This window comes from Rhodococcus sp. NPDC059234, assembly GCF_042754225.1.
Lineage (GTDB): Bacteria > Actinomycetota > Actinomycetes > Mycobacteriales > Mycobacteriaceae > Rhodococcus_G.
In genome coordinates this window covers 1-23,442 of the sequence record NZ_JBHZAH010000086.1, presented here as the reverse complement: position 1 = coordinate 23,442, position 23,442 = coordinate 1, and the positions used below count along the sequence as shown (strand labels likewise).

Genomic DNA, 23,442 nt, shown 5'->3' with positions numbered 1-23,442 from the left:
GCCAGCGTGCGCGGCGGCGCGCCCGGGTGACCCCGGATCGCGGTGAGCGCGAGACGCTCCGCGCCGTCGAGGATGTCGATGTCCGCCACCGCCGTGTCCGGGGACTCGGCCACCGCCGCCAGGATCCGCAGGAACCTGTCGGCGAAGGTCCGCACGGTGGCCTCGTCGAACATGTCGGTGGCGAACACCAGGCCGGCGGTCATTCCGGCGGGTCCGCCGGCGGCGTCGAACTCCTCGGCCGCAGTGAGCTGCAGGTCGAAGTTGGCGGCGACCTCGCCGGAGTCGAGCGGCTCCACGCGCAGATCCGGCAGCGCGAGGTCCGGCCGGGTGATGCTCCGGAACTCGAGCATCACCTGGAACAGCGGCGTGTGCGCGTGCGAGCGGGGCGGATCGAGCGCTTCCACGACCCGTTCGAACGGGATGTCCGCGTGCATGAACGCGCCCAGGTCCGTCTCCCGGACGCGGCGCAGCAGCTCACCGAACGAGCACGCGCCCCCCACATCGCTGCGCAGCACGAGGGTGCCGACGAACATCCCGACCAGATCGTCGAGGGCCGCGGCGCCGCGGCCGGCGATCGGGGTGCCGACCGCGATGTCGTCGGTGCCGGACAGCCGGGACAGCAGGGCGGCCAGTGCCGCGTGCACCACCATGAACACGCTCGCATCGCGGCTGTGGGCGAGGGCGATCAGGCTCCGGTGCAGCCGCGCGTCGACCGTGAACTCCACGCGCCCACCGGCCTGCGAGCGGACCGCCGGCCGGGGCCGGTCGCTCGGCAGGTCCAGCACCTCGGGCAGGCCCGACAACGCGGTGGTCCAGTAGTCCAACTGACGGGCGAGCGGGGACGAGGCGTCGTCCTCGCCGCCCAGCCATTCGCGCTGCCACAGTGTGTAGTCCGCGTACTGCGCGGACAGCGACGGCCACTGCGGCGCGCCGCCGTACCGGCGCGCCGCGTACGCGGCGGCCACGTCCCGCGCCAACGGATTCAGCGAGAAGCCGTCCGCGAGGATGTGGTGCGCCGCCACGGTGAGCACGTGGTTCGTCTCGTCCACCCGAAAGAGCTCGGCCCGCAGCGGAACCTGCTGCGCGACGTCGAAGCCCCGGGCCAGCGTCGCCCGCATCCGGGCGCGCAGATCGTCGCCGTCGCGTACCCGAGTGATCTCGAGGCCGGGGGCAGCGCGGTCGGCGGGAAGGATCCTCTGGCACGGCCCGTCGTCGGTGAGCGGGTAGACCGTGCGCAAGGATTCGTGCCGGGCGACGACGTCGCCGAGCGCGGCCTGCAGTGCCGCGGCATCGAGGTCGCCCGTCAACCGCAGCGAGAACGAGATGTTGTACGCCGGGGACTGCGGATCGAACTGGTTGACGAACCACATCCGTTGCTGCGCCGGGGACAACGGGATCCGGACCGGCCGGGCGCGCGGGACCAGTGGGGGCCGCCGCACCCCGCTGCCTTCCCCGCCGACCCGCCGGGCGAGCTCGGCGACGGTGGGACCGTCGAACACGTCCCGGATGCCGAGCGCGGCGCCGGTCGCGTCGTTGATCCGGGCGACCAGTTGCGCCGACACCAGCGAGTTGCCACCGAGCGCGAAGAATCCGTCGTCCGCGCCGACCCGGTCGACGCCGAGGAGATCGGTGATCACGCCGGCCACGATCTCCTCGACCGGGTTCCGCGGCGCGACGTAGCCGTCCCCCGCGAGCCCGGGGACGGGCAGGCTCGCGCGGTCGAGTTTGCCGTGCGCGGTGACCGGAAGGCGGTCCAGGATCATCACCGTCGCGGGCACCATGTAAGCCGGAAGTGCCCGCGCGACGGACCCTCTCACCTCGTCCGGATCGAGGACCGCGCCGCCGTCCGGCACCGCGTATCCCAGCAGCAGGATTCCGACGGGTCCCTCGTCCGCGACCACCGCCGCGGCCGCCACCCCCGGCACCGCCGCGAGCGCCGCCTCCACCTCGCCCAGCTCCACCCGGTATCCGCGCACCTGGACCTGATGGTCCGCGCGGCCCGCGTAGTCGAACGTGCCGTCCACCCGCCACCGGCCCAGGTCACCGGTGCGGTACATCCGCGTGCCGGACCCGGACGGGTCGGCGACGAACCGCGCCGCGGTCTCCCCGGCGAGGTGCGGGTAGCCCCGCGCCAGCTGTACTCCCGACACGTAGAGCTCGCCCACCACACCGGGAGGGACGACGTGCAGTCGCTCGTCGAGCACGCGCACCTGCAGCCCCGGAAGCGCGCGGCCGATCGGCGATCCTCGGCGGGCGGCGCCCGACGCCCGGGTCAGCGGGCCGTGGGTCACGTGCACGCACGTCTCGGTGATCCCGTACATGTTCACCAACTGCGGCGCCGAATCCCCTCGGCGAGCGAACCATCCGGTGAGGCGCCCGGGATCCAGCGCCTCCCCGCCGAAGATCACGTACCGCAGCCGCAGCGCTGCCGGGTCTCCTTCGTCGGCGCGGGTCCGCTCGGCGTCCGCCAACTGGTAGAAGGCGCTCGGGGTCTGGCAGAGGACCGTGACCGACTCGTCCTGCAGCAGCTGCAGCAGGTGGCGTGGCGAGCGAGCGGTGGTGGGGTCGACCAGCACCACGGTGCCGCCGTGAAGCAGCGCGCCCCACAGCTCCCACACCGCGAAATCGAAGGCGTACGAATGGAACATCGTCCAGACGTCGTCGCCGCCGAATCGGAACAGCCCCTGCGCGTCTGCGAACAGCGCGGTCACGCTGCGGTGCGAGACCGCCACTCCCTTGGGCCGACCGGTCGACCCGGACGTGTAGATCACGTACGCGAGCGAGTCCGGGTGCAACGACGCGGTCCGCTCAGCGGCGGTGACCGGCGCCGGCGACAGCTCGCCGATCTCGGTCGCCACCGCGGGGTCACCGAGGTCGACGACCGGAATGTCGTTGCGACGCAGGACCGAACCGCTCGCGGCGCCGTCGACCAGGACGCACGCCGGAGACGCGTCGGCGAGCACGTGGGCAATGCGGTCCTCCGGATAGTCCACGTCCACGGGGACGTACGCGGCGCCGGCGGTGAGGACGGCGAGCAACGCGACGGGCAGTTCCTCCGACCGGGCCATCGCGACCGCCACCAGGGACGACGGCCCCACACCGTGGCGGATCAGCAAGCGAGCCAGCCTGTTCGCGCGCGCCGCCAGGTCGGCATACCGGATGCGGGTGGCCCCGGAGACGACCGCGCACGCGTCCGGGCTGCGTGCCGCGGTGCTCGCGAACAGCTCCGGCAGTGTGGCCGTCGGCGCCGCGCGACGGGGCCGCTCGTGCGCGACGAGTGCTCTTTCCTGCTCGTCGGTGATCACGATGTCGCCCACCACCGCGGTCGGATCGGTGGCCGCCGCGGCGAGGATCCGGACCAACCGGTCGCCGATCCCGGCCACCGTGGCGCGGTCGAACAGGTCGGTCGCGAACCGCAGTGTCGCGGACAGACCGGCGGCGCGACCCGAGTCGTCGAACCGTTCCCGCACTCCCAGCTGCAGGTCGAACTTGGCGACACCCGGGTCCACCTCGGCCGCCTCGGCGGACAGTCCCGGCATCGTCACCGTCGTGGGCTCGCCGTGCTGGAACTCGAGCAGCACCTGCACCAGCGGCGCGTGGATGGGTGATCGGTCCGAGGCGAACTCGTCGACCAGCCGCTCGAACGGCAGATCCGCGTTGGCGAACGCTCCCAGATCGGTCTCGCGCACCTGGGCGAGCATGTCGGCGAACGTGGCCTCGGGCCGGACGGTGCTACGCAGCACGAGGGTGTTGACGAACATGCCGACGAGGTCGTCCAGTTCGGGTTCGCCGCGGCCGGCGACCGGTGTGCCCACGGCGATGTCGGGCCCCGCACCGAGCCGGGCGAGCAGCACCGCGAGCGCGGCGTGCAGGACCATGAACAGCGTGCAGCCGTGCTCGCGCGCGATCCGGACGAGGTCTCGGTGGATCCCGGCCTCGACGTCGAACGCGATCCGGTCGCCGGACGTGCTCGCGCGCGTCGTCCGGGGACGGTCGTGCGGCAGCGAGATCGCCGACGGAAGATCGGCGAGTCGGTCACCCCAGTAGGCGAGTTGCCGGGCGGCGAGCGACTGCGGATCGGCCTCCGCGCCGAGCAACTCGTACTGCCACAGGGCGTAGTCGGCGTACTGCAGCGGCAGCGGATCCCACTCGGGTGCCCGCCCGGCCGCCCGCGCGGCGTACGCCGCCGCCACGTCTCGGGCCAGCAGCGCGACGGACTGCCCGTCCGCCGAGATATGGTGCAGCACAACGACAAGGACGTGCCGCCGCGGCCCGGTCCGCAGCAGCGCGACTCTCAGCGGAACCCCCTCGCGGACGTCGAAACCGGCGGCGGCCGTCGCCGAGACCGACTCCCCCACCCGCTCCGGGTCCACGACGACGGGGGTCAGGTCGACTATCGCGTCCGACGCAGGCAGGATCACCTGGTAGGGCCCCCGCGCGTCTGCCGGGAACACCGTCCGCAGGGCCTCGTGCCTGCCGATCACGTCACCCAACGCGGTCTGCAGCGCCGCACGGTCGAGCTCGCCCGTGAACGTCACGGCGAACGGAATGTTGTACGCCGGCGACGCGGTGTCGAACTGGTTCACCAGCCACATCCGCTGCTGCGCCGGGGAAAGCGGGAGCCGGTCCGGGCGGCCCCGAGCAACCAGCGCTGGTCGCTCCCGTGCCGGCCGACCAGGATCCGCGTTCTCGAGGATCCGGTCGGCGTGGTGCGCCAGACCCGCAACCGTCGGTTCCGCGAACAGGTCACGCACGCTCAGGTGCACCGACAGTGCCGCATTCACCCGTCCGATCACTCTCGTGGCCACCAGAGAGTCGCCACCGAGGTCGAAGAAGCTGTCGTCGGTACCGATCCGGGCCTGCCCGAGCAGGTCCGCGAACACCGCTGCGACCGTCCCCTCCGTCGGAGTTCGCGGCGCCCGGTACTCGGCGGTGGTCCCGCGCCACCGAGGTTCCGGCAACGCATCACGGTCCAGCTTGCCCGCGGGGCTCAACGGCGCTCGGTCGAGGACGACGAGGGCCGCGGGCACCATGTGCGCGGGCAGCGACTCTGCGGCGTGAGCGAGGAGCGCGGCCTCGTCGATCTCGGCGCCCGCCACGGGCAGCACGTAGCCGACCAGCACGGTGTCGCCCGAGGGGCCGGTGCGCCCGACGGTCGCCGCGAACGCGACATCCGGATGCGCTCGGAGCACGGCGTCGATCTCACCGAGCTCGATCCGAAAGCCGCGAATCTTGATCTGGAAGTCGCTGCGGCCGAGGTACTCGAGCTCGCGCGCAGTCGCATTCGCCTGCGCGCCGCTCGCGCGAGCATGCCACCGCACCAGGTCGCCGGTCCGGTACATCCGTCCGCCGGAGGTGCTGAACGGGTCCGCCACGAAGTGGCCCGCGGTCAGCCCCGGCCGGTGCTGGTAGCCGCGGGCCAGCCCGTCACCCGTGACGTACAGCTCCCCCACCGCCCCCTCCGGCACCGGCTGCAGCCTCCGGTCCAGGACCATTTCACCGCACCCGCGGGACGGTCCGCCGATGGTGACGGGGGCGCCGGGCCACAACGAGGTACTGATGCCGGCGACGACGGTGGTCTCGGTAGGGCCGTACGCGTTGAACATCCGGCGGCCTGCCTCGCGGGAACTCGGGGGTGTAGGCGCCTCGCGGGAACTCGGGGATGGCGGCGCCTCGCGGGAACTCGGGGATGTCGGTACAGCCCACTGCCGGACCAGCGCGGGCGGACACACGTCACCACCGGTGACCACGCACTCGAGACGACCGAGTCCGGCGGGATCGACGGATGCCAACGCGGCAGGGGTGACGAACGCGTGCGTGACCCGCTCGCGGCGCAGGAGGTCGGCCAGCTCCACGCCGCCGTACACGTGTGGCGGAGCCACGACCATCGTCGCGCCGGCCCCCGCGGCCATCAACAGTTCGAGCACGGACGCATCGAAGCTCGGCGAGGAGAAGTGCAGAGTGCGGGAATCCGCGGTGATCGCGAACCGTTCGCGTTCCTCCGCGGCGAGGTTCGCCAACCCACGATGGGTGACCACCACGCCCTTGGGCAGCCCGGTCGATCCGGAGGTGTAGATCAGGTAGGCCGCGTCGTCGAGATGCAGCGGGCGGGTCGCCGCGGCGCGGTCGGCGGAGATCGGGGGGTCCGGCTCCGCGATCGGGTCGTCGAGGACCAGCCACGGGGTGGTCTCCGGCAACGCGTCGCGGTGCGCGTGGACGGTGAGGCCGAGGGCAGCACCGGAGTCGGAGAGCATGTGCTCGATCCGGTCCGCCGGGTAGTCCGGGTCGACGGGCAGAAAGGCGGCCCCGGTGCGGGCCACCGCCCAGACCGCCGCCACCGACTCGATCGAACGCGCGATCGCCAGGGCCACAACGGAATCCGGACCTATACCGTGAGCGGACAGGCGTCCGGCCAGCGCGTCGGCGAGTTCGTCGAGTTCACGGTAGGAGAGGCTGCGCCCGCCGGCCACGACCGCCTCGTGGTCCGGATCGACGGCCACGGCGTCGGCAAGGATCCGGGCGAAGGTCCGCGGGGCGACGGCGCCCCGGCCCGTCACCGGGGTCAGCGCCGCGGATTCCGCCGCCGCCAGGAGCGGCACGTCCCCGACCGGCCGGTCCGGATCCTCGGCGACCCCGGCGAGCAGTCGCTCGAACCGATCGATCAAGGCGGTGACGGTCTGCTCGTCGAGCGCCGTGTTGTCGTAGGTCAGTCGCGCGTCGATACCGGCGGGCGCGCCGCGTGCGGTGAAATGCTCGGTGAGTTCGACAGTGAGTTCGGAGGTCTCCGGAGCGACCGCATCGGACTCGGCGGCGTGGACGTCGATCGTCACGCGCGGGCGGGGGGCGTCGAGCGTCTGGACCACCCGCTCGAACGGGGTCTCCTGGTGGGCGAAGGCGCGGCGCTCGCACTCGCCGCTCGCGCGCGCCAGGTCCGTGAAGGCGGCGGACGGGTCGATCAGAGTGCGCAGGGCCACGGTGTTGCGGACGGCGGTGGCGGAGGGCCCGTCCCCGTTCCCCTCGGGTGACGGGTCGGACCGGAGCGGCACCGGAGCCGCGACGACGATGTCGTCGGTGTCGGTGAGCCGGCTCAGGACCGCGGCAAGTGCGGTGTGCAGCATGGTGAACGGCCCGATGCCGAGGGCGTGGGCGAGCGCCGTGGCCGCCTTGTGCAGATCGCGGTCGAACGCGCGCGTGACCGAGCCCCGTCCGGTCCCCACGGATGGCGCCGGGCCGGTGCGGGGCAACACCGCCGACTCCGGCTGCCCGGCCAGCTCGTGCGCCCAGAACGCCAGCTCGGCATTCTCGCGCAGCATGCGCGCCCCGATCCCGGCCGACTCGGCGTGAATGTCCGCCAAGCGTGTGGTCGGCTCCGCAACGAGCAGGGCCTCCACGAGTTCGACGAAGCGCCGGTGATGCGTGCGCAACTCGTCCTCGCCGTATCTGTTGGGGTTGCCGCGGAAGTCGACGAGGGTCCGGGCGGGCGAGCCGCTCTGGTAGATGTTGACCAGCAGGTCCTGCACGGGCCCGGAGGTCACGATGTGGTACTCGCCGACGATCGACCCGAGAGTGATCTCCTGGCGGAAGAGCATCACGTTCACCATCGGCCCCGCCAGCCCGTGCCGCGCGCCGGTCAGCCCCGCGTCGCGCCGGATGTCCTCGAGGCTGCACCGCTGGTGACGCAACGCGCCCATCAGTTCCAGCTGCACCCGCCGGACGAGGCCGGCGACGGTGTCGTCGGGGTAGACGGTGATCCGGAGCGGGGCGACGTTGACGAGCATTCCTCCGGAGTGCTGCAGTGGCGCGGTGGTGCGCGCAGACACCGGCACGTTCACCAGGACGTCGCGGCTGCCCGTCATTCTGGACAGGTAGCAGGCGAACGCCGCGATCAGAAGCGCCGCGGACGTGGCGCCGACCCGGGCATCGGAGGAACCCAGCCGATCGAGCGCCGCGTCGGTCAGTTGCGCGCTCTCCAGCCGGCTACGGGCCGCCGCCGGGCCGTCCCGGTGTGCGAGTGTGGAGCCGGCCTCGATCCCCCGCACGTGCTCGGCCCAGTACTCGCGGTCGGTCCCGAATCGGCTCGACGAACGGTACTTCTGATCCAGCTCGTAGAGCGTGCGCAGGTCGAGAGCACCGCTCGGTTCCGGATCGACGCCTTTGGACGCGGCGGTGTAGAGGGCCGCGATACGGTTCACCATCGTCATGCCGCTGTAGCCGTCGAGCGCGACGTGGTGAATTCGCGTGTACCACAGGTAGTCTCGGTCGGTCACCTGGAGAATGGTCATCTCCACCAGTCGGTCCCGCGTCAGTTGGATCGGGGTGACGTAGTCGTTGTCGATCCATGCGTGCGCCGCTCCGAGCGGGTCCTCCTCCTGCCGGAAGTCGAACAACTCGATCGAGGTGTCGATCGAGGGGTCGACCACCTGGCTCGGTTCCCCGCCGGAGTCCACCAGACGCAGGAACGGTGACTGGAACTCACGGGCCGCGGTCACCGCCGACGAACGCAACAGGTCGAGGTCGACGTCGCCGTGCAGGTCCACGTACTGCGCAATGAAGATCGGGGCCGTCGGGGTGAGTTGCTGACCGAACCACACACTCCGCTGGACCGCCGACAGCGGGAACGCATCCGCCGGACCGTCCGGATCGAATGTGACGGCCTGCGGCTGCGCGGAATCCCGTTGTGAATCGGTCGATGGAAGGTCCTTCATCTGAATCCTCAGGCAGAGGGGTGTCGCTTCGTCCTCGGCGTACCGCGCGCTGTCTCTCCAGAGTATCGGCAGGCGACGATCGTCGTGTCGAGTTCGCGGAGCCGCGGAACAGGTGCGTCGTGTCAGAAGGCGGGCCACGGGATGCGGCGGTGCCCCGACGGCACCGGCATCAGCGGTTCGGCCAGCAAGGCCTCCGCCCTCGCGAGCAGCGCGTCGACCTCCGCGACCGTCACGTACTCCCCGAGCCGCTCGCCGAACTCGCCGCGCAGCGAGCTCGCCAGCGCCTCGACGTCGACGAGCAGGTCGCCGCCGATGCCCTGGCCCGCCCAGCCCCACAGGACGGTGCGCAACTTGTCCTCGGTGTGCAGGCAGATGCCGTGATCGACCCCGTAGACCGACCCGTCGGTCCCCTCCAGCGCGTGCCCGCCCTTGCGGTCGGCGTTGTTGAGCAGGACGTCGAGCACCGCCATCCGCTGCAGCCGCGGGTCGTCGGCGTGGATCAGCGCGACCTCCTCGCCCTCGCCGTCGTAGGCACGCAGCACCTGGAACCAACCGTTCGGCACCTGGTCGGGCGGGCAGACGTCGACGAGGTCGAGCCGCTCGCCCAGTTCACCGGTCGGCTCGGGGGTGTCCACCCAGCGCTGGACCATGCCGGGACCGTAGGGGCCGTCGCGCAGGATCGTGCGCGGAATCACGCCCCAGCCCAGTTCCTCCGAGACCAGGTACGACGCGACCTCGCGGCCGGCGAGCGTGCCGTCCGGGAAGTCCCACAGCGGTCGCTCCCCGCGCACCGGTTTGTACACGCAGCGCAGGCTCCGGCCGTTCGCGCTCGCCTCGCACACCAGGGTCGCGTTGCTTGCGGTCACTATCCGGCCGAGCACCGTCAGCTCACCGGTCGCGAGCAGGTCGGGATCCTCGATCTCGATGCGGTCGGCGGTCAACGGCTAGTTCTCCTCGGCGGTTTCGTCGGCCCGGCCGAAGGTCGCGCCGCGCCGGTAGCCGTTGGTCCGGATGCACATGTGCCCCTCGGGCGAGAGCGGCTCGCCGCACAGCGGGCACGGCGCCCGGCCCGCCGAGATCACCCGCTCGGACCGCAACGCGAACTCGCGGGCCTGCTCCGGGGTGAGGAACACCCGGACCGCGTCCGGGCCCTCGTCCACGTCGTCGAGGACGACGGACTCGTCGACCTCGGACTCGCTCACCGCAAGCAGTTCCACCACGACCGCACCCGCATCGGAGTCCCAACCGAGGCCCATGGTGCCGACCCGGAACTCGGCGTCCACCGGCATCACCAGCGGGCTGGTGTCCTCGAGGTCGGATTCCTCGGGCGGAATCGCGGTGCCGAAGCGACGGTGCACCTCGTCGAGCAGCAGCCCCATGCGGTCCGCGAGGACCTGAACCTGCTGCTTCTCGAGTGCCACGCTCACGATCCGGGACTCGTGGATCGCCTGGAGGTAGAACGCCCGGTCACCGGGTTCCCCGACGGTTCCGGCGATGAATCGATCGGGGGTGCGAAATACGTGAATTGCGCGGGACATCTACACCTCCACCTGGTCGGGTCGTCGTCTCGAGGGTCTACCCGTCCTCATTATCCGCCCTTCCGCCGGTTCCCACCTCACCGCCGGGGACGGCGTCCGAGGAGTCGACACCGGCGGGCTTCGCGGCCGCGCCCCCGTTCAGGCTCGACAGGTCGGCGCCGGTGTCGTTCATGCGGAGCACGAACGGGCGTGTCGCGGTGTAGCGGATCACGCTGATCGAGGCGGGGTCGGCGACGATCCGCTGGAAGCCGTCGAGGTGCGTTCCGAGCGCGTCCGCGAGCACCGACTTGATGACGTCGCCGTGGCTGCAGGCCACCCACAGCACGTCCTTGCCGTGTTCGGCGGCCAGCCGGGCGTCGTGGGCCCGGACCGCCGCGACCGCCCGCGCCTGCACCTGGGCGAGGCCCTCCCCGTCCGGGAAGACCGCGGCGGACGGGTGCTGCTGCACCACCTTCCACAGCGGCTCGTCGAGAAGTTCCTTGATCGGCCTGCCGGTCCAGCTCCCGTAGTCGACCTCGGCCAGCGCGTCGTCGGTGAACGGGGCCAGTCCGAGTTTCTCGGCGAGCGGAGCGACCGTGTTCTGGCACCGCAACAGCGGCGAGCGCACGATCGCGGCCACGTCCAGCCCGTCGAGCCTGCCGACGATCGCCTCGGCCTGTTCGCGCCCGCGATCGTCGAGGTCGACGCCGGCGGTGCGTCCGGCGAGGGTGCCGGAGGTGTTGGACGTGGACCGGCCGTGCCGGAGCAGGATCACCGTCATGGTGACCAGCCTAGGCGGGGTTGCGCAGCTCCCCGAGCGCCGTGCGGTATCGGCGCTGCTTGATCGTGCCCAGGGTCGCACCCGCTTTGGGGGCGAGGCTCCGCGCGCGGTCCATCGCGGCGGACAGGACGGCCTGCTCGTCGACCGCCTCGTCGGCGATGCCCTCGGCGGCCGATTCGGCCCCGCCGTAGCGCCTGCCGGTGGTCATGGCGTCGTGCGCGGTCCGCACGGGGAGCTTGGCCGCGATCAGTTCGGACATGCCCACCGAGAAGGGGATCTGGATGTCGACCTCGGGGAAGCAGAAGTATCCGCGGTCGGCACGCACAACCCGCTGGTCGTGGGCGAGTGCGAGCATGGCGCCCGCGCCGAAGGCATGCCCCTGCAACGCCGCGACCGTCGGCAGCCCCAGGGCGAGAACGCGGGCGAACATTGCCTCGACCCGCGCGCTGAACGCCGGGATCTGGTCTGCGTTGGCCGTCAACCACTGCAGGTCGAGGCCATTGCTCCAGATCTTGCCCGTGGCGGTGGTGACGAGGGCCCGCGGGCCTTCCGCGGCCTCGACGGTGTCGAGGTGCGCGTCGATCGAGTCGAGCCAGCCGGGGTTGAAGCGGTTCTCGCCGCAGCCGAGGCTCAGCACGAAGACGTCGCCGTCCCGGCGCAGGGTGGGCGGGTCGTCGGGAGAGTTCGAGAATGTCATTTCTAGAAACTATCTTCTAGATAGGGGGCTGTCCAGTCCCGGACTCTGCGATACTCGGCGAATGGCCCGCACCACGTTCTCCACCGACGCACTGCTCGATGCCGCGCGTGAGGTGATCCTCGAGCGCGGTCCGCGGTCCGCGACGGTCGCCCTGATCGCCGCGCGGGCCGGCGCGCCGACCGGGTCGATCTATCACCGCTTCGCCTCGATCGACGAACTGCTCGCGCGGACCTGGCTGCGTGCGGTGCGCCGCACCCAGGAGGTCCGCCCCGCCGAGTTCGACCCCGCCGGGGAGCCCGTCGAGGTGGTGGTGGAACTGGCCCTCGCGCTCTACGACCACTGCGTCTCCGAGCCCGGCGACATGCTGTTGCTCGATCGGCTGCGCCGCGAGGACGTGCTGCACCTGAACCTGGGCGACGAGCTGATCACCGAGGTCGGACGGGCCGACGAGCAGACCGGCGGCCTGATGGCCGAGCTGGCGCGCGCGCTGTTCGGGCGCGCGGGCAGGCGCGAGACCGACCTCGTGGTGCTGGCCCTGGTCGACCTGCCGTACAGCTTCGCCGGACGCTACCTCCAGGCCGGCGCGCGGCCGCCGAAGAGCCGCCGGGACCGGCTGCCCGATGCCGTGCGGGCGATCGTCGCGATCGGCACGCCAGACTAGGGCGCGTACCGGACTCCCCTAGGTCGCCGCGACGACGCCCGTCCCGAGCAACACCAGCAGGACGACGCCGACGATGATGCGGTAGCCGACGAACCAGTACATCGAGTGGTTGACCACGAAACGCAGCAGCCACGCGATGGTGGCGTAGCCGATGACGAACGCGATGGCCGTCGCGACGATCAGTTGGGCGCCACTGGCATTGAGGCCCTCACCCGCCGGCTCGAACGCGTCGGGCAGGCTGAACAATCCCGCCGCGGTGACCGCGGGAATGGCGAGCAGGAACGAGTACCGGGCCGCGGCCTCGCGGGTCAGGCCGAGGAACAGGCCGGCACTGATGGTGCCGCCGGAGCGGGAGACACCGGGGATCAGCGCGAGCGCCTGCGCCGAGCCCATCACGATGCCGTCCTTGAGCGTCAGTTCCTCGATCGGCCTGCGCTTGCGTCCGTAGTACTCGGCGGCGGCGATGACCAGCGCGAAGACGATGAGCATGGTCGCGACCAGCCACAGGTTCCGGGCACCGGTGCGCACCTGGTCCTTGAACACGAAGCCGAGCACGCCCACCGGGATGGTGCCGACGATGACGTACCAGCCCATCTTGTAGTCGTGCCCGCGCTTCGCGGGATCGCGCAGGCCACGCAGCCAGGCCATCACGATCCGCGCGATGTCGCGCGCGAAGTACACGAGCACGGCGGCCTCGGTACCGAGTTGGGTCACCGCGGTGAACGAGGCTCCGGCGTCGTCCTGCCAGAACACTTCCGAGACGATGCGCAGGTGTCCGGAGGACGAGATCGGCAGGAACTCGGTCAGGCCCTGGACGACCCCGAGGACGATGGCCTGCAGCCAGGTCATCGACTCCCCGATCACCGGCCGGTCCCGTCGTCGTCGATCGCGGTTGTCACGGGCGCGGGTCGAAGAATCACGGACAGGACCGTACCCGGAGAGTCGCGGCGGCGCGCGGCGCGCGGCGGCACTACGCTCCAGGACTTGTGGTGATCGAACTATGAGGCAGCGCACCGTCGGAACGAGCGGGCTGCGGGTATCGCGGGTCGGCCTCGGAACCATGGCCTGGGGCCGGGACACCGACGGGGACGAGGCCGCGGCCCAGGTCCTGGGATTCATGGAATCCGGTGGGACACTTGTCGATTCGTCCCCGTTCTACGGCGGCGGCACGGCACAGCGCATCCTCGCCGAGCTCCTCTCCGACGTGGCACCCCGCGCCGAACTCGTGCTCAGCAGCAGCGGCGGCATCCACTGCGGCCGTGACGGCGTGGACTGCTCGCGTCGCGCGCTGATCGCGCAGCTCGACGCCACCCTGCGCGAACTCGGCACCGATCACCTGGACCTGTGGCAGGTGGCCACGTGGGATCCGATGACCCCGGTCGAGGAGGTCGCCTCCGCCCTCGAGTACGCGACCTCGACCGGCCGTGCGCGGTACGTCGGCGCCCGCGGCTACCTCGGCTGGCAGCTCGCGACCGCGGCGGCGAGCGCGGACCTGGTCGCGACGCAGGCCGAGTACTCGCTGCTCGCCCGCGGCGTCGAGGACGAACTGCTCCCGGCGGCGCTTCACCACGGGGTCGGGCTGCTGGCCGCGGTACCGCTGGCCGGCGGCGTGCTCACCGGCAAGTACCGCGACGGGATCCCCGCGGATTCGCGCGGCGCGTCCGAGACCGGCGCGGAGTCCGTCGCGGCGTACCTGACCGACGCCACCGCACGGGTGGTGGACGCGGTGGTCACCGCCGCGGACGGACTCGGCGCGTCGCCGCTCGCCGTCGCGCTGGCGTGGGTGCGCGACCGGCCGGGGGTGGCCAGCGCGATCGTCGGCGCCAGGGACTACGCACAGCACACCGGGGTGCTCGCCGCCGAGGAACTCGAACTGCCGGCGGCCATCGCCGCCGCGCTCGACGACGTAAGCGCCTGACGACGTAAGCGCCTGACCGCGCCGATCCCTCGTTCACCGTTGCTCCTGCGCCTACCCTGAAAGCGTGCAGGCGCAGGAGCAATGCCGCAGGTTCGCCGACGCCAGGGTGGCCCGGCTCGGCACGGTCACCGCAGAGGGTCGTCCCCATCTGGTCCCGGTGGTGTTCGCGGCCGTCGGCGACGTCGTCTACTCAGCGGTCGACGACAAGCCGAAATCGACCCGCCGCCTGCGTCGCCTCGAGCACGTCGCGGCGACCGGTCGGGCGAGCCTGCTGGTGGATACCTACGACGAGGACTGGACCCGACTGTGGTGGGTTCGCGCGGACGGCGCCGCCGACGTGGTGGACGCCACTTCCGCGACCGGCAGAGCCGGCGTGGACGCCCTCGTCGCCAAGTACTCCCAGTACACGGACATGCGTCCAACTGGACAAGTGATCGTGTTGCGGATCGACCATTGGTCCTCGTGGGCGGCCCGCGACACGAATCCCCAAGGGCAGGCTAACCTAGTGTCCGGTCCGTCACATGCGGCCACACGACGACAAGGGGACGAGAGATGACACCGCTGGATTCGGCAGAGACGACCACACCCGGCCTGGCCGAACGGATCCGTACGCAGACCGACGCCGCGCACCGCCAGACCGAGCAGTCCCGCTTCGTCGGCGACCTGTTGGCGGGCAAGCTCACGCCGGCCGGTCACGCCGCCCTCCTCGCCCAGACCTACCTGGTCTATCTCGCGCTCGAGGAGGCCGGCCGCGCACAGGCCGCGCACCCGGTCGCCGCCCCGTTCATCGGCGACGAACTGCTCCGTACCGAGGCACTCGAGGCCGACCTCGAATTCCTGCTCGGCGCCGACTGGCGGTCGCAGGTGACGGCCCTGCCCGCGACGGCGCGCTACATCGAGCGGCTCGAGGAGATCGCGTTCGACTCCCCCACCGGGTTCGTCGCGCATCACTACATCCGCTACATGGGCGACCTGTCCGGCGGCCAGATCATCCGCCGGATGCTCGAGCGCGCCTACGGGTACACCACCGACGGCCTGCGTTTCTACATCTTCGACCAGATCGAGAAGCCGAAGCTGTACAAGGACGCCTACCGCGCCAAGCTGGACGCGGCCCCGCTGTCCGCAGAGGACCAGCAGCACCTGATCGACGAGGTGAACCTCGCGTACCGGCTCAACGGCGACCTGTTCGCCGACCTCGAGGCAGACATCGACACCTACCTCGTGAAATGAGCCGGCCGCACTACCGCACGCTCGCCCGCGTGGCCGCACTCGCGGTCACGGCGGCGGTGGCCCTGACCGCGTGCGGGTCCGCCGACACCCCGGGCGGCGCGGGCGCGACCGGACGCCACACGGCGACCCTCGACAGCCTCGACCCGCAGCCGATCGCCGAGCACCCCGCGCCCGTCCTGCCGGTCACCGTGCGGAGCTTCGACGGGGTCGACGTCACCGTCGCCGACACCAGCCGCATCGTCGCCGCCGACCGGTACGGCACCCTCACCGAGACCGTGTACGCACTGGGCCTGGGCGACCGCCTCGTCGGCCGCGACACCGCCGCGAAGTTCCCGGCGGTCGAGGCCGTTCCCAACGTGACGCCGTCCGGGTCGTCCCTGTCCGCCGAGGCGATCCTGGATCTGCACCCCACGCTCGTGCTGACCGACACCAGCATCGGCCCGCGAGCGGTCCAGGACCAGCTCCGCGCGGCCGGGATCCCAGTGGTCTACTTCGACCCGACCCGCACCCTGGCCGGGGTGCCCGGCCAGATCCAGGCCGTCGCGGACGCGCTCGGCGTGCCGGAGCAGGGCCGCGCGCTGAGCGACCGCACCGCCGCCCAGATCGCCTCCGCACGCGCGCTCGCGCCGACCGGCGCGACACCCCCGAAGATCGCCTTCCTGTACATGCGCGGCCCGGCGATCACCATGATGGCCGGTCCGGGGTCGGGGGCGGACTCGCTGATCGAGGCCCTCGGCGGCGTCGACGCCGGCACCGCGTCCGGACTGACCCAGCAGTTCACCCCGATCACCAGCGAGGCCCTCATCGCCGCCGCGCCAGACGTGTTCCTCATGATGACGAACGGACTCGACTCGATCGGTGGACTCGACGGACTGGCGAAGGTCCCCGGTGTGGCGCAGACGCCGGCCGGGAGGAATCAGCGCGTGGTCGACATGCAGGACGGGGTGCTGCTGAGCTTCGGCCCGCGCAGTGGTGACGTGCTGAGCGCGCTGTCCACCGCCCTCTACGGGCCGCCGACGCAGTGACCGCCCCGACCACCAGCAAGCCCGTCAAGCCCCGCGCGCGGGTCAACGGCGCCGCGGTGCTGATCGTCCTCGCACTCGGACTGCTCGTGCTCGCACTCGTCTCCGCGTGTGTCGGTCAGGTCCCGACCTCGCCCGCCGAGGTGCTCGGCAGCGTGGCGCACCGGATCGGCCTCGACCTCGGGCCGATGCCCGCGCACCCAGCGGGCGAGGTGACGCTGTGGCAGGTCCGGTTCCCGCGGGTGGCACTGGCGATCGTGGTCGGCGCCGGCCTGGGCTGCTCGGGCGCGCTCCTTCAGGGCGTGTTCGCCAACCCGCTCGCCGAACCGGGCGTGATCGGCGTGTCCGCAGGCGCGGCGGTCGGCGCCAGCGCAGTCATCGTGACCGGCGGCGCGTTCGTCGCCGGACCGATGATCGCCGCGGCGGCGTTCGTCACCGGCCTGATCACCACCACCCTGGTCTACCTGCTGGCCCGATCCGAGGGCCGCACGGAGGTCGTGACGCTGGTGCTCACCGGCGTCGCCGTCAACGCCTTCGCGGGCGGCCTGATCGCCTTCTTCACCTTCGTCGCGGACCCGGCGGCCCGCGACCAGATCGTCTTCTGGCAACTCGGCAGCCTCAACGGCGCCACCTGGAATGCCGTCGCGGTGGTCGCCCCGATGGCCGCGGTCGGCATCGCCGTGACCATGGCCTTGGCGCCGAAGCTGGACCTGCTGGCCCTCGGCGAGAGCGCCGCCGCGCACCTCGGTGTGAACGTCGAGCGGCTGCGGCAGATCGCGGTGGTGCTGGTCGCGCTGCTGGTGGCCTCCTCGGTCGCCTTCACCGGGATCATTCTGTTCGTCGGCCTGGTCGTGCCGCACCTGATGCGGATGATCGTCGGCCCGGGTCACCGGCTGCTGATCCCGGCCAGCGTGCTGTGCGGCGCGATCGTGCTGCTGGCGGCCGACCTCGGCGCGCGCACGCTGGTGCCCAACGCCGACCTGCCGCTGGGCATGCTGACCTCGCTGGTCGGCGGCCCGTTCTTCTTCTGGATGTTGCGCCGTACCCGCCGCACGCAGGGAGGGTGGGCATGATGCCGGCGATGGCCGCGCGAGTGCGGAGCGTGCTCGCGCGCGAGCTCCCGGTGCCGGGTCACGCCGAGCCGGGCACGGTGAGCATGCGGGCGGTCGAGGTGAGCGTCGACCGCGGCGACCGGCGGGTGCTGGACGCGGTGTCGTTGGACGTGCGCCGCGGCGAACTCCTGGCACTGGTCGGCCCGAACGGTGCGGGCAAGTCCACCCTGCTCGCCGCCCTGTCCGGCGACCACCTGATCGCCGACGGACACGTCGAGCTCGACGGCCGGCCCGTGCACGAGTGGACGGGTACCGAAATGGCTAGGCGCCGATCAGTTCTGCCGCAGCAGCACACGGTCGGGTTCTCGTTCACGGCGCGCGAGGTCGTCGAGATGGGCCGGGCCCCGTGGGCCCGGACCGCCCGACGCGACGACGACGAGAGCGCGGTGCGCGAGGCGATGTCGGCGTGCGACGTCGAACGGTTCGCGGCCCGGCCCTTCGCGGCACTGTCCGGCGGCGAGCGGTCGCGGGTGGCGCTGGCGCGGGTGCTGGCCCAGCGCACCGACACCCTGCTGCTGGACGAGCCGACGGCGGCCCTCGATCTCGGCCACCAGGAGGCGGTGATGGAACTGGCCCGCGATCGGGCCCGCGCCGGCGCCGCGGTCGTGGTGGTGTTGCACGACCTCGCGCTCGCCGCGGCCTACGCGGACACCGTCGCGGTGCTCGAGGGCGGCAGTCTGGCCGCCCTCGGTACCCCGCAGGACGTGCTCACCGAGGAACTGCTCAGCCGCGTCTACGGCCATCCCGTGGAGGTGCTCGCCCACCCGGACACGGGCGCCCAACTGGTGCTGCCGAAGCGGGCGGCGCGCTAGATCCCGTCGATGACGCCACCGATGCGGCCGAGCAGCGAGCGCAGGGTGCCCTCCGCGCCCTCCACCGGGCGGGCCTCGGCGACGGCGTCCCGCACCAGCGCAGCGATGCTGCGTTCGTCGGTGAGGTCGATGTCGTTGACGCCGCGTTCGGCGACCGCGACCACGTCGGCCTCCTCGGGCACGTCGGTGTCGAGGTCGTCGCGGTACACCTCGACGTGGAGGGTGCTGCCGCGCACCCGGAAGGCGAAGGCCTGCCCCTCCGCGTTGCGGCCGAACCCGTGCGCGTGCGCCCCCACGGAGAGGTCCTCGAGCAGGAACTCGTGTGCGCGGTCGTCGTTCATATCCGATCCTTCCCCCAGAAATGTCGTGGACCGGCCCCCCATGCGTTACCCACGGTAACCCGTAATTTGCCCGAATGTCCTACTCGAATTCGGCCGGCGGAACGCGATCAGGGATGCTAGGGGGCGGACATGGTGGACCCGGACCGCCGGCGCGTTCGCGACGGTTCCGGGCCACGAGGCGGGAACAGAGGAGACGTACATGCGGGGACCGGCTGCGCGCACCACGACCGTTCTGGCCGGAGCGCTGTTACTGCTGGTCACCGGCTGCTCCTCGAGCGGCGACAACGACAAGGTCAAGACCATCGAGCCGGCCACCGCGGCAGCCTCCCCCGCGACCTCGACGGCACCCGCGGGGAACGTGGTCTCCATCGGCGCCGCCGACGTCGCCGCCTCCGTCTACGACGCGGCCACCGACACCGTGGCACTGCTCACACCCGACGCGAAGCGGCTGCTGGTGATGCCCGCGGCGGTGGGAAGCGTGCCGGGAGCGGCCGACATCCCGCTGAAGGTCGTGGAGCTGCCGGGCGGCGTCGCCTCGCTGGGCGCACCCGCCGACGGCACCGTCGCGGTGCCCGCGGGCCGCGCGGTGGTCCGGGTGAACCTCGCCAGCGGCGAGACCACCACCAACCCGGTCGACGGCGACGTCCAGTCGGTCGCGCTGCTCGGCGAGGGCAGGCTGGCGGTCGGCACCGCGGACGGTTCGGTGCGCGAACTCGATGCGAGCGGTACCGAGACCCATCGGGTCACCGGCCTGGTGTCGGTCGACGCGCTCGGCGTCACCGGCGACAAGCTCACCGCGCTCGACCGCAGGCAGACCTCGGTCACCGACGTCAAGCTCGCCGACGGCGACCTCGGCCTGGCCCTGCGTACAGGCGAGGGCGCCACCAACCTGGTCACGGACCGCGTCGGCCGGGTCCTGGTCACCGACACCACCGGCGGCGAACTGATCTCGCTGACCACCGATCCGCTGATGATGCACCAGCGCTACCCGGTCCCGAACTCCCCGTACGCCATCGCGGTCGACGAGACGACCAACCTGGTGTGGGTGACGGCCACCGCCACCAACGAGGTGATCGGCTTCGACCTGTCCAGCGGGATCCCGGTCGAGAAGCATCGCTACCCCACTGTCCGGCAGCCCAATTCGGTCGCCGTGGACGGCAAGACCGGCGCCCTGTACGTGGCCTCGGCGGCGGGCGGCGGCCTGCAGCGGATCGACACCAGGGGCCAGTGACGCCCGCGCGTCCCGCGACCATCATTCACCTGCCCGGACCCGGACTCTAGGGAGAACCGTTGTATCGCCTGCTGCTACGCCTGATGTTCCTCGTCCCGCCGGAACGTGTGCACCACATCGCGTTCGCGGCGATGCGGCTGGTGACCGTGTTCGGTCCGCTGCGCGCGCTTGTGGCCCGGGTGCTGACCGTGCCCGACCCGATCCTGCGCACCCGGGTGCTCGGGGTGGACTTCCCCGCGCCGCTCGGCCTGGCCGCCGGGTTCGACAAGGACGCCACCGGGGTGAACGTGTGGGGCGCACTGGGATTCGGCTTCGCCGAAGTCGGCACCGTCACCGCCCAGGCCCAGCCCGGTAACCCGGCGCCGCGACTGTTCCGCCTGCAGGCGGACCGCGCCCTGCTCAACCGGATGGGCTTCAACAACCACGGCGCCGGGCACGCGGCGAACCAGCTGCGCCGGCGCGAGACCGGGCTGCCGATCGGCGCGAACATCGGCAAGACCAAGATCGTGCCCGCCGCCGACGCGGCCGCCGACTACGCCGCCAGTGCCCGGCTGCTCGGCCCGCTCGCCGACTTCCTGGTGGTCAATGTCAGCTCGCCGAACACCCCGGGCCTGCGCGACCTGCAGGCCGTCGAGTCGCTGCGTCCGCTGCTGGCGGCCGTGCAGGACTGCGTCGACGTGCCGGTGCTGGTGAAGATCGCGCCGGACCTGTCCGACGAGGACGTGGACGCGGTGGCCGACCTCGCGGTGGAACTGGGCCTGGCCGGCATCGTCGCGACCAACACCACGATCTCGCGTGCCGGCCTGCGGACTCCCGAGCAGGAGGTCGTCGCGCTCGGCGCCGGCGGCGTGTCCGGCGCACCGGTCGCGGACCGGTCGCTCGAGGTGCTGCGGCGGTTGTACGCGCGGGTCGGCGACCGGCTGACGTTGATCTCCGTCGGCGGCATCGAGACCGCCGATCAGGCGTGGGAGCGCATCCTCGCCGGCGCCTCGCTGGTACAGGGGTACACCGGCTTCATCTACGGCGGACCGTTCTGGATGAAGCGGATCCACAAGGGCCTCGCCGATCGCCTCCGCGCGGGCGGCTACGCGTCCCTGTCCGACGCCGTCGGAGCCGAGACCCGCCGCTGACCCTCCCGCACCCGCCATCCCCACCCCCGGGCGATGGGAACCATCGACCAGTCGGACCGACTGATGGTTCCCATCACCCGCGGGCTCAGTGGCCGAAGGTGGCGGTCAGCGTCGCGCGCGCGATCGCCTGACCGAACAGGTTGAAGCCGAGGAAAGCGGGGGTCGAGTTCGTGTCGAGGCCCTCGATGGTCTCCACGCCGACCGCGTGCACGGCGAAGATGTAGCGGTGCGGGCCGTGGCCGGGCGGCGGGGCCGACCCGAGGTAGCGGTGACCACCGCCGTCGTTCTTGAGGGTGACCGCCCCCGCGGGCAGTCCCGCGCCGGTGCCGTCGCCTGCGTTCGCGGCGAGCGAGGTCACCGAGGCGGGGATGTTGGCGACCGCCCAGTGCCAGAAGCCCGACGCGGTGGGCGCGTCCGGGTCGTACATCGTCACCACGAAGCTCTTGGTCTCGGGCGGGAAGCCCGACCAGGACAGCTGCGGGGAGACGTCCTCGCCGCCCGGCACGCCGAAGATGCCGCTGCGCTGGGCCGGCGGGACGGTGCCGCCCTCGGCGATCTCCTGCGAGGTCAGTTCGAAGGTCGGCAGGTCCGGCAGCGGTCCGTACGGGTCGTGCGACATGGGAGTCCTTTCTGTCGAGGGGCGGGGCTCGGCCGACGGACGAGGTCAGCTGTTCGCCAGGAAGTGCTCGAGCACCCGCGTACCGAACTTTAGTGCGTCCACCGGCACCCGCTCGTCGACACCGTGGAAGAGCGCGCTGAAGTCGAGCTCCGGCGGCAACTGCAACGGCGCGAAGCCGAAGCAGCGAATTCCCAACTTGGCGAACGCCTTTGCATCGGTGCCCCCGGAGAGCATGTACGGCACCGTGCGCCCGTTCGGGTCGTTCGCCAGGATCGCCTCGTTCATCGCGTCCACCAGGCGCCCGTCGAAGGTCGTCTCGTACGAGTCGAGCTTGGTGATCCACTCCCGCGTCACGCCCGGGCCGATCAGCTCGTCGACCTCCCGCTCGAACGCCGCCTGCCGGCCGGGCAGCACCCGGCAGTCCACCACCGCCTCGGCGGTCTGCGGGATCACGTTCGCCTTGTAACCGGCCCGCAGCATCGTCGGATTCGCGGTGTCACGCAGCGTCGCGCCGATGATGCGGGAGATGGTGCCCAACTTGGCCAGAGTGCCGTCGATGTCCGGCGAGTGCGGATCGAACTCGACGCCCGTCTCCGCGCTCACCGCGCCGAGGAACTCCGCGACCGAATCCGGCACCACCAACGGAAACGTGTGCCGACCGAGCCGCGCGACCGCCTCCGCCAGGATGGTGACCGCGTTGTCCTCGTGCAGAAACGACCCGTGACCGGCGCGCGCCTTCGCCGTCAGCCGCATCCAGCCGAGCCCCTTCTCCGCGGTCTCCACCAGGTACAGCCGCGCATCGGTCCCGTCCGGACGGGCCACGCTCAGGGAGAACCCGCCGACCTCTCCGATCGCCTCGGTGACCCCCTCGAACAGGTCCGGCCGATGCTCGACCAGCCAGTGCGACCCCCACGTGCCGCCCGCCTCCTCGTCCGCGAGGAACGCGAACACCAGATCGCGCGGCGGCACCGTGCCCTCGGCCTTGAACTGCCGGGCCAGGGCGAGGGTCATCCCGACCATGTCCTTCATGTCGATCGCGCCGCGGCCCCACACGTAGCCGTCCTCGACCGCCCCCGAGAACGGGTGCACGCTCCAGTCGGCCGGCTCGGCGGGGACCACGTCGAGATGACCGTGGATCATCAGGGCACCGCGCGAGGGATCCGCACCCCGCAGCCGGGCGAAGACGTTACCGCGGCCCGGTTGTCCGGACTCCACGTACTCCGTCTCGTAACCGACCTCCGCAAGCCGCGCGGCCACCCACTCCGCGCATTCACGCTCGCCCTTGGTGGTCGCGAGATCCCCCGTATTGGAGGTGTCGAACCGGATCAACGCGGACACGAGGTCGACAACCTCGGATTCGGCGCGGCCGGGAACGGAATTCACAGTGTCATCGATGTCGGGCACTCCCCTTTCCTACCACCGAACAACGTCGAATCTCGGTCCGACAGGTTCACCCGCGCGTCCCTCACCTGCGAAGACGACGCGATTTTGGCCTTTGGGCCCGTCTGGGTTAATCTTTCCCAGCACGCAGCGAGCAGGCGGGCAAGATTGAGAGTGTGCAAGCGCGAGTGGCGGAATGGCAGACGCGCTAGCTTGAGGTGCTAGTGTCCTACTAATGGACGTGGGGGTTCAAGTCCCCCCTCGCGCACTCTGAGTTGAGACAGAC

The 23,442-nt window shown here is 71.6% G+C and carries 18 protein-coding genes and 1 tRNA gene; 10 read left to right on the top strand and 9 right to left on the bottom strand.

Features of this window, described 5'->3' with window-relative positions:
* From ACFXGJ_RS17520 to ACFXGJ_RS17500, 5 genes are all read right to left on the bottom strand, one after another.
* Window positions 1-8,705 (bottom strand): amino acid adenylation domain-containing protein (locus tag ACFXGJ_RS17520; protein WP_378622413.1); only part of this gene is annotated, 8,705 nt, incomplete at its 3' end.
* Window positions 8,706-8,827: 122 nt separating this feature from the next.
* Window positions 8,828-9,631 (bottom strand): SCO1664 family protein, encoded by an 804-nt coding sequence (locus ACFXGJ_RS17515; RefSeq protein WP_378622424.1) that lies wholly within the window; start codon window positions 9,629-9,631, stop codon window positions 8,828-8,830.
* Between the two features lie 18 nt (window positions 9,632-9,649).
* Complete coding sequence (locus ACFXGJ_RS17510; protein ID WP_378622410.1) at window positions 9,650-10,243, bottom strand: DUF3090 domain-containing protein; 594 nt, start codon at window positions 10,241-10,243, stop codon at window positions 9,650-9,652.
* Window positions 10,244-10,280: 37 nt separating this feature from the next.
* Entirely contained in the window at window positions 10,281-11,003 is a 723-nt protein-coding gene (locus tag ACFXGJ_RS17505) for a histidine phosphatase family protein (RefSeq protein WP_378622408.1), read from the bottom strand.
* 10 nt (window positions 11,004-11,013) lie between these two features.
* Window positions 11,014-11,700 (bottom strand): enoyl-CoA hydratase-related protein, encoded by a 687-nt coding sequence (locus ACFXGJ_RS17500; RefSeq protein ID WP_378622405.1) that lies wholly within the window; start codon window positions 11,698-11,700, stop codon window positions 11,014-11,016.
* Between the two features lie 61 nt (window positions 11,701-11,761).
* Here ACFXGJ_RS17500 and ACFXGJ_RS17495 point away from each other — a divergent pair, with 61 nt between their 5' ends.
* Window positions 11,762-12,361 carry a helix-turn-helix domain-containing protein gene (locus ACFXGJ_RS17495; RefSeq protein WP_378622403.1) on the top strand — a complete coding sequence of 200 codons (600 nt, stop codon included), beginning with the start codon at window positions 11,762-11,764 and terminating at the stop codon, window positions 12,359-12,361.
* Between the two features lie 18 nt (window positions 12,362-12,379).
* Here the strand turns inward: ACFXGJ_RS17495 and ACFXGJ_RS17490 are convergent, their stop codons facing one another.
* Window positions 12,380-13,222 (bottom strand): undecaprenyl-diphosphate phosphatase, encoded by an 843-nt coding sequence (locus tag ACFXGJ_RS17490; protein ID WP_378622421.1) that lies wholly within the window; start codon window positions 13,220-13,222, stop codon window positions 12,380-12,382.
* 139 nt (window positions 13,223-13,361) lie between these two features.
* Here ACFXGJ_RS17490 and ACFXGJ_RS17485 point away from each other — a divergent pair, with 139 nt between their 5' ends.
* The 6 genes from ACFXGJ_RS17485 (at window position 13,362) to ACFXGJ_RS17460 (ending at window position 18,455) form a co-directional block, all read left to right on the top strand.
* Window positions 13,362-14,279, top strand: coding sequence for an aldo/keto reductase (locus tag ACFXGJ_RS17485; protein ID WP_378622400.1), 918 nt, complete (start codon window positions 13,362-13,364; stop codon window positions 14,277-14,279).
* 64 nt (window positions 14,280-14,343) lie between these two features.
* Window positions 14,344-14,835: a TIGR03668 family PPOX class F420-dependent oxidoreductase gene (locus ACFXGJ_RS17480; protein WP_378622397.1), complete on the top strand. Its 492-nt coding sequence runs from the start codon at window positions 14,344-14,346 to the stop codon at window positions 14,833-14,835.
* Window positions 14,832-15,509 (top strand): heme oxygenase (biliverdin-producing), encoded by a 678-nt coding sequence (locus ACFXGJ_RS17475; RefSeq protein WP_378622394.1) that lies wholly within the window; start codon window positions 14,832-14,834, stop codon window positions 15,507-15,509. Before ACFXGJ_RS17480 ends, ACFXGJ_RS17475 begins: the two co-directional genes overlap by 4 nt.
* The gene (locus ACFXGJ_RS17470; protein WP_378622392.1) at window positions 15,506-16,534 is read left to right on the top strand and encodes a hemin ABC transporter substrate-binding protein; all 1,029 of its coding nucleotides are present in this window, start codon (window positions 15,506-15,508) and stop codon (window positions 16,532-16,534) included. The genes ACFXGJ_RS17475 and ACFXGJ_RS17470 overlap by 4 nt, the downstream gene beginning before the upstream one ends.
* Window positions 16,531-17,604 (top strand): FecCD family ABC transporter permease, encoded by a 1,074-nt coding sequence (locus ACFXGJ_RS17465; protein ID WP_378622388.1) that lies wholly within the window; start codon window positions 16,531-16,533, stop codon window positions 17,602-17,604. Before ACFXGJ_RS17470 ends, ACFXGJ_RS17465 begins: the two co-directional genes overlap by 4 nt.
* A complete protein-coding gene (locus ACFXGJ_RS17460) occupies window positions 17,604-18,455 on the top strand; it encodes a heme ABC transporter ATP-binding protein (RefSeq protein ID WP_378622419.1) in 852 nt (283 codons plus the stop codon). Before ACFXGJ_RS17465 ends, ACFXGJ_RS17460 begins: the two co-directional genes overlap by 1 nt.
* Here the strand turns inward: ACFXGJ_RS17460 and ACFXGJ_RS17455 are convergent.
* Complete coding sequence (locus ACFXGJ_RS17455) at window positions 18,452-18,796, bottom strand: hypothetical protein (protein WP_378622385.1); 345 nt, start codon at window positions 18,794-18,796, stop codon at window positions 18,452-18,454. The two genes, ACFXGJ_RS17460 and ACFXGJ_RS17455, sit on opposite strands and share 4 nt — an antisense overlap.
* A gap of 199 nt (window positions 18,797-18,995) precedes the next feature.
* Here ACFXGJ_RS17455 and ACFXGJ_RS17450 point away from each other — a divergent pair, with 199 nt between their 5' ends.
* Window positions 18,996-20,027: a hypothetical protein gene (locus ACFXGJ_RS17450; RefSeq protein ID WP_378622382.1), complete on the top strand. Its 1,032-nt coding sequence runs from the start codon at window positions 18,996-18,998 to the stop codon at window positions 20,025-20,027.
* 59 nt (window positions 20,028-20,086) lie between these two features.
* Window positions 20,087-21,157: a quinone-dependent dihydroorotate dehydrogenase gene (locus tag ACFXGJ_RS17445; protein ID WP_378622380.1), complete on the top strand. Its 1,071-nt coding sequence runs from the start codon at window positions 20,087-20,089 to the stop codon at window positions 21,155-21,157.
* A gap of 85 nt (window positions 21,158-21,242) precedes the next feature.
* Here ACFXGJ_RS17445 and ACFXGJ_RS17440 read toward each other — a convergent pair whose 3' ends face one another.
* Together ACFXGJ_RS17440 and ACFXGJ_RS17435 are read right to left on the bottom strand one after the other, a co-directional pair.
* A complete protein-coding gene (locus tag ACFXGJ_RS17440; protein ID WP_378622378.1) occupies window positions 21,243-21,776 on the bottom strand; it encodes a YbhB/YbcL family Raf kinase inhibitor-like protein in 534 nt (177 codons plus the stop codon).
* A 45-nt stretch (window positions 21,777-21,821) separates the two neighbouring features.
* A complete protein-coding gene (locus ACFXGJ_RS17435; protein WP_378622416.1) occupies window positions 21,822-23,171 on the bottom strand; it encodes a M20/M25/M40 family metallo-hydrolase in 1,350 nt (449 codons plus the stop codon).
* A gap of 167 nt (window positions 23,172-23,338) precedes the next feature.
* On the opposite strand from ACFXGJ_RS17435, the gene ACFXGJ_RS17430 reads away from it, so the two are divergent.
* A tRNA-Leu gene (locus ACFXGJ_RS17430) sits at window positions 23,339-23,424 on the top strand.
* Window positions 23,425-23,442: the final 18 nt, after the last annotated feature.

Excerpts from the sequence above, each read along its gene's own strand:
- ACFXGJ_RS17500 (WP_378622405.1), bottom strand. The coding sequence starts at position 11,700 with ATGACATTCTCGAACTCTCCCGACGACCCGCCCACCCTGCGCCGGGAC.
- ACFXGJ_RS17495 (WP_378622403.1), top strand. The coding sequence starts at position 11,762 with ATGGCCCGCACCACGTTCTCCACCGACGCACTGCTCGATGCCGCGCGT.
- ACFXGJ_RS17460 (WP_378622419.1), top strand. The coding sequence starts at position 17,604 with ATGCCGGCGATGGCCGCGCGAGTGCGGAGCGTGCTCGCGCGCGAGCTC.
- ACFXGJ_RS17450 (WP_378622382.1), top strand. The coding sequence starts at position 18,996 with ATGCGGGGACCGGCTGCGCGCACCACGACCGTTCTGGCCGGAGCGCTG.
- ACFXGJ_RS17510 (WP_378622410.1), bottom strand. The coding sequence starts at position 10,243 with ATGTCCCGCGCAATTCACGTATTTCGCACCCCCGATCGATTCATCGCC.
- ACFXGJ_RS17505 (WP_378622408.1), bottom strand. The coding sequence starts at position 11,003 with ATGACGGTGATCCTGCTCCGGCACGGCCGGTCCACGTCCAACACCTCC.
- ACFXGJ_RS17485 (WP_378622400.1), top strand. The coding sequence starts at position 13,362 with ATGAGGCAGCGCACCGTCGGAACGAGCGGGCTGCGGGTATCGCGGGTC.
- ACFXGJ_RS17455 (WP_378622385.1), bottom strand. The coding sequence starts at position 18,796 with ATGAACGACGACCGCGCACACGAGTTCCTGCTCGAGGACCTCTCCGTG.
- ACFXGJ_RS17470 (WP_378622392.1), top strand. The coding sequence starts at position 15,506 with ATGAGCCGGCCGCACTACCGCACGCTCGCCCGCGTGGCCGCACTCGCG.
- ACFXGJ_RS17475 (WP_378622394.1), top strand. The coding sequence starts at position 14,832 with ATGACACCGCTGGATTCGGCAGAGACGACCACACCCGGCCTGGCCGAA.
- ACFXGJ_RS17440 (WP_378622378.1), bottom strand. The coding sequence starts at position 21,776 with ATGTCGCACGACCCGTACGGACCGCTGCCGGACCTGCCGACCTTCGAA.